We start from the raw sequence: 5344 nt of genomic DNA, 5'->3' as shown, positions 1-5344 counted from the left end.
GCGCAGCGACGCGACCGAAGGGAGCGCCCTTGACAGGCCGGACCGGCACGGAAGGACAGTGGACTGGCGGGAAGCCCCCGACACACCCCCGACCCCGCCCCAGGGGTGCACCGCCCACCCCCAGCCGAAGCTACCGCCGGCGCCCCGCCAGTCCCGCCCCCCACCGCAGGGCCCACCAACGCCACCGCCGCCACCCCACCAACCCCCCCGCCCCACCCCACCACCCCGCCGAAGCCCCCGCCCCGCCCCCCGAAGCCCCCCAACACCACCCCGCAACCGGAACCCGGCTTGCCGGTAAAGGTGATCAGCTGATGTACCGTCGGGGGGATGAGCAAGCACCGCCGCGCCGGCTCCGTACCCGGTCGTCCCCGTGCCCGTACGACGGAGCGTGGTGGGCGGCGGGGGGCTGCCCGGCGGCGGCGGGGGGTGGCGGGGGCGCGGCCGTCGCGGGCGCTGGTGCTGGTCGCCACCGCCGGGCTGTTGCTGTTCGGGGCCGGCTGGGTGCACGCCCTCTACGAGCGGCCCGGTGCGCCCGTGCCGCCGGCCCGCTCCGACGCCCGCCCCCGGGCCCACGCCGCGGACCCCGGGCACGCCACGCGCGGTGCGCAGCGTCCCGACGCCCTCCACGGGCTCCCGGCGGCCGCCCTCAGCGAGGCCGCCCGGGCCGGGATCCCGGCCGACGCGCGCCAGCTGGTCCTCGTCACCGGCAAGGCGAAGGACTCCTCGGAGTCCACCGTCGCCCTCTACACCCGCCCCACCCCCGGCGCCGACTGGGTCCGGGCCGCGCAGTGGCCGGCCCGCAACGGCGCCAAGGGCTGGTCCACGGTGCGCGAGTACGGGGACCTGACCTCCCCGCAGGGCGTGTTCTCCCTCACCGACGCGGGCGGCCTGCTGCCGGCCCCGCCCGGCACGAAGCTCCCGTACGACCAGGACTCCGGCTTCGTCGCCTCGGGCCTCGGTGTGAACGGCGAGTCGCTGGAGGGCTCCTTCGACTACGTCGTGGCGATCGACTACAACCGCCGCAAGGGCGTCTCCCCGCTCGACCCGGTCATGCCGGACGGCGAGGGCAGGGGCGGCAACATCTGGCTCCACGTGGACCACGACGGCCCCTCCCAGGGCTGCGTCGGCCTCCCCAAGGCGGCGATGAAGCAGCTGCTGGAGACCCTGGACCCGGCGGCCCACCCGGTCATCGCGATGGGTCCGGCCGGCCCCTGAGGGCGGCCTCCCCCTTCCCCCGGGACAGCAGCCCGATGTACGCGAGGTCGAAGACGGAGCACAGCAGCCCCAGCCCCAGGATGAAGCCGGACCCCTCCATCACCCCGAACAGCACGGTCGGCGCGAGGGTGCCCAGCCACTTGGCCACGGCGATCAGCAGCGACTGCCCGCGCGGCCCGCGCCGGGCGGCGTAGAGGCCCAGGAACAGCCCGGACATCAGCAGGTTCTGCAGGAAGGCGGCGTAGCGCGAGGCGTCGTGCGTGCCGAAGTGGGCGAGGAACAGCCACTGCACGGCGAATCCGGTCGCGAAGACGAGCGCGCTCCACGCCGCGAACACCGGCCGGGTCACGAAGGCGGGCAGCTCGGTGCGCCCGTACCGCAGGTAGGTGTAGACGATCGCGAGGTCGGCGACGGCCCACACCAGGTTCACCACCCCCTGCGGGGACAGCCCGGTGCGGAGGTCGCCGACGGCGTAGGTGCACTCCCAGGCGAGGTTCAGCGCGAGCGCGGCGACGGGCATGGCGTACGTGCGGTCGCGCAGCCCCACCCGGATCGCCTCGACGTACACGAGGGTCCAGGCCAGTCCGCTGACGAGCGTGAGCATCAGTTCCACGGCCCGCACCCTAGGCGCTGCGCCGTCCCGAGCCAACGCTCCCGACTGCTCCCGACCGTCGCCGACCGTGCCATCCGTCCTGCCCTACCCCTTGCCTGACGGACCGTCAGCTACGACGATGGCCCGGCGACACGGGCATGCCGACACGGGCCCATCGGCATGGGCAAACCGGCATGGGCAAACCGGCACAGGCACGCCCGACGCGGCAGCGACAGCCGGCCGCACGGCGGTGAGTGAGTACACGACGAAGGCGAGGCGGGGACGGCCATGGCACGCGTGTTTCCGGAAGGCCGGCTGGCGTACGGGATGCAGCTCCCGGTCCAGTCGCAGAGCACCATCTACGCCGAGCCCTGGGAGGCCTCGGCCGGCGCGGCCGACCTCGCCGAGGTGGCGCGGGCCGCCGACCGGGCCGGCTTCGGGTACCTGGCCACCTGCGACCACGTGGCCATCCCGCGCCGGCTCGCCGGACCCATGGGCACGGTCTGGTACGACCCGGTGGCCACCCTGGCCTTCCTGGCCGGGATCACCGAGCGCGTACGGCTGCTGAGCCACGTCGCGATCGTCGGCCTGCGCCACCCGCTGGCCACCGCCAAGCAGTACGCGACCCTCGACCACCTCTCCGGGGGCCGTCTGGTCCTCGGGGTCGGGGCCGGGCACGTGCAGGAGGAGTTCGAGGCCCTCGGCGCGGACTTCGACCGCCGCGGGCCGGTGCTCGACGAGACCCTGGACGCCCTGCGGGCGGCCCTCGGCCCGGAGGAGTTCCCCGAGTTCGAGGGGGAACGGTTCTCCTTCCGCGACCTCGGCCAGCTCCCCCGCCCCGCCCAGCAGCGGATCCCGGTCTGGGTCGGCGGGTCCTCGCCCGCCGCCGTCCGGCGGGCCGCCGTGCGTGGTGACGGCTGGCTCCCGCAGGGGGACCCGCGCGACCGGATCCCGGCGCAGGTGGCCCGTATCCGGGAGCTGCGGGAGGCGGCCGGGGTGGAGGGGCCCTTCGAGGTGGGGGCGATCACCGAGCCCCTCTACGTCGGCCAGCCCGGCTGGGACACCGGCCGGCGCACCCTCACCGGCAAGGCGGAGTCCCTCGCGGAGTCCCTGCGGGAGTACCGGGCGCTGGGCGTGGACCAGATCCAGGTCCGCTTCCGCAATCGCGACCGTGCCGAACTCGTCGACCAGATCACCGCCTTCGGGGCCGAGGTGGCCCCGCTCCTCAACGACTAGAACGGCCAGAGCGGCCAGAACAGCCAGAACGGCCAGAGCGGCCAGAACGACTGGACCGGAGGTATCCGTGGGCAAGCTGGACGGGCGCGTCGTCATCATCACCGGTGCGGCGCGCGGCCAGGGCGAGCAGGAGGCGCGGCTCTTCGCCGCCGAGGGCGCGAGGGTGGTGCTCGGCGACGTGCTCGACGAGCAGGGCGCCGCCGTCGCGAAGGAGATCAACGGGGAGGCCGGTGACGACCGGGCGCGGTACGTACGGATGGACGTGAGCCGCGAGGAGGACTGGGCGGCCGCCGTGGCCGCCGCGAAGGAGGCCTTCGGCCGGATCGACGGGCTGGTCAACAACGCGGGCATCCTGCGCTTCAACGAGCTGACCGCGACCCCGCTGGAGGAGTTCCAGCAGGTCATCCAGGTGAACCAGATAGGTGCCTTCCTCGGGATCAAGACGGTCGCCCCCGAGATCGGGGCGGCGGGCGGCGGGACGATCGTCAACACCTCCTCGTACACGGGCCTCACGGGCATGGCGTACGTGGGTGCCTACGCGGCGACCAAGGCGGCGGTCCTCGGGCTGACGCGGGTGGCGGCGCTGGAGCTGGCCGCGCAGAACATCCGGGTCAACGCGGTGTGTCCGGGCGCGGTGGACACCCCCATGGCCAACCCCGGCCTGCTGGATCCGGCCGGGATGACGGATGAGGCCCGGGAGGCGATGGCGGAGCTGTACCGGCGGGTGGTGCCGCTGGGGCGGGTGGGGCGGCCGGAGGAGATAGCGAGGCTGGCGCTGTTCCTGACGGCCGAGGACTCCTCGTACATCACCGGCCAGCCGTTCGTGATCGACGGGGGCTGGACGGCGGGGGTCAGCATCCTCTGACCCGCACCCCCGCCCATCCATCTGACGTTGCGTCAGTTACTGCCGTCTCCGCTCTTGACGCCCCCACCCCGCGGTGGAACAGTCGGACCCATCAAATCTGACGGAACGTCAGAAAACTAAGGACGGTGAACCCCTTGGAATTCGGGCTCTTCGTGCAGGGATACGTGCCTGAGGCGCGGTCCAAGGTCGACCCCGAGGCAGAGCACAAGGCGCTGCTCGAGGAGACCCAGTACGTCATCCAGGCCGACAAGTCCGGCTTCAAGTACGCCTGGGCCTCCGAGCACCACTTCCTGGAGGAGTACTCCCACCTCTCGGCGAACGAGGTCTTCCTCGGCTACCTCGCCGCCGCCACCGAACGCATCCACCTCGGCTCGGGCATCTTCAACCCGCTGGCCCCGGTGAACCACCCGGTGAAGGTGGCCGAGAAGGTCACCATGCTCGACCACCTCTCCAAGGGCCGCTTCGAGTTCGGCACCGGACGCGGCGCGGGCAGCCACGAGATCCTCGGGTTCCTGCCCGGCATCACGGACATGAACCACACCAAGGAGATCTGGGAGGAGACCATCGCGGAATTCCCCAAGATGTTCCTCCAGGAGGAGTACGAGGGGTTCCAGGGCAAGCACTGGTCACTGCCGCCCCGCAAGATCTTCCCCAAGCCGTACGGCAAGGCCCACCCGGCCATGTGGTACGCCGCCGGCTCCCCCTCCTCGTACGCGATGGCGGCGAAGAAGGGCCTCGGGGTGCTGGGCTTCAGCGTCCAGAAGGTCTCGGACATGGAGTGGGTCCTGGAGCAGTACAAGACGGCGATCCAGGAGGCGAAGGCGATCGGCGCCTTCGTGAACGACAACGTGATGGTCACCTCGACGGCGATCTGCGCGGAGACGCACGAGAAGGCGGTCGAGATCGCGGTCAACGCGAACATGAACCGCTTCCAGTCGCTGGTGTTCCGCTACCACGACACGTTCCCGCGCCCGGAGGCGATTCCGCAGTGGCCGGAGACGCTGCCGGAGTACAACGCGGAGATCATCGAGCTGCTGATCGCGGAGGAGCTGCTGATCTGCGGTGACCCGGCGGAGGTGCGGGCGCAGTGCAAGAGGTGGGAGCAGGCGGGGGCGGACCAGTTGTCGTTCGGTCTGCCGACCGGGGTGTCGTTCGAGGACACGATGAACACGGTCAAGCTGATCGGTGAGCACGTGATTCCGCACATCGACACGGATCCGGTCCACCGGACGACGCGCTTCCGCCAGTCCGCGTAGCCGGTCCCGCCGGGGGTGCGGGTGCGGGTGCCTGCGGCGCTGCTCCCCGCCCCGCCCTTTCGCCGTTCCCCGGGGCAAGCCCCGGACCCCGTACGTGCGCTGCGCGCCCGTGCGCTCAAACGCCGCGCGGGCTGGAATTTCGCTGCGCGAAATCCAGCCCCGCCGGCGTTTGAGGCGCGG

At 72.3% G+C, this 5344-nt stretch carries 5 protein-coding genes; 4 read left to right on the top strand and 1 reads right to left on the bottom strand.

Annotated features, from left to right (window positions below; genetic code table 11):
- The first annotated feature begins 327 nt into the window (after window positions 1-327).
- Entirely contained in the window at window positions 328-1215 is an 888-nt protein-coding gene (locus AB0F18_RS38260) for a L,D-transpeptidase family protein (protein WP_362069877.1), read from the top strand.
- Here the strand turns inward: AB0F18_RS38260 and AB0F18_RS38255 are convergent.
- Window positions 1187-1819, bottom strand: coding sequence for a hypothetical protein (locus tag AB0F18_RS38255; RefSeq protein WP_362069883.1), 633 nt, complete (start codon window positions 1817-1819; stop codon window positions 1187-1189). The genes AB0F18_RS38260 and AB0F18_RS38255 overlap by 29 nt on opposite strands.
- 276 nt (window positions 1820-2095) lie before the next feature.
- On the opposite strand from AB0F18_RS38255, the gene AB0F18_RS38250 reads away from it, so the two are divergent.
- From AB0F18_RS38250 to AB0F18_RS38240, 3 genes are all read left to right on the top strand, one after another.
- Window positions 2096-3043 carry a TIGR03619 family F420-dependent LLM class oxidoreductase gene (locus AB0F18_RS38250; RefSeq protein WP_362069874.1) on the top strand — a complete coding sequence of 316 codons (948 nt, stop codon included), beginning with the start codon at window positions 2096-2098 and terminating at the stop codon, window positions 3041-3043.
- A 67-nt stretch (window positions 3044-3110) separates the two neighbouring features.
- Window positions 3111-3908 (top strand): glucose 1-dehydrogenase, encoded by a 798-nt coding sequence (locus AB0F18_RS38245; protein ID WP_362069871.1) that lies wholly within the window; start codon window positions 3111-3113, stop codon window positions 3906-3908.
- A 134-nt stretch (window positions 3909-4042) separates the two neighbouring features.
- A complete protein-coding gene (locus AB0F18_RS38240) occupies window positions 4043-5164 on the top strand; it encodes an LLM class flavin-dependent oxidoreductase (protein ID WP_362069880.1) in 1122 nt (373 codons plus the stop codon).
- Window positions 5165-5344: the final 180 nt, after the last annotated feature.

It is taken from the genome of Streptomyces sp. NPDC029216 (genome assembly GCF_040648015.1).
Classification (GTDB): domain Bacteria; phylum Actinomycetota; class Actinomycetes; order Streptomycetales; family Streptomycetaceae; genus Streptomyces.
The sequence above is the reverse complement of the archived record's forward strand: the minus strand, read 5'-3'. Positions and strand labels throughout refer to the sequence as shown.

Bases quoted from the DNA above. Each gene is read 5' to 3' on its own strand.
- AB0F18_RS38260 (WP_362069877.1), top strand. From the start codon at position 328: ATGAGCAAGCACCGCCGCGCCGGCTCCGTACCCGGTCGTCCCCGTGCC.
- AB0F18_RS38255 (WP_362069883.1), bottom strand. From the start codon at position 1,819: ATGCTCACGCTCGTCAGCGGACTGGCCTGGACCCTCGTGTACGTCGAG.
- AB0F18_RS38250 (WP_362069874.1), top strand. From the start codon at position 2,096: ATGGCACGCGTGTTTCCGGAAGGCCGGCTGGCGTACGGGATGCAGCTC.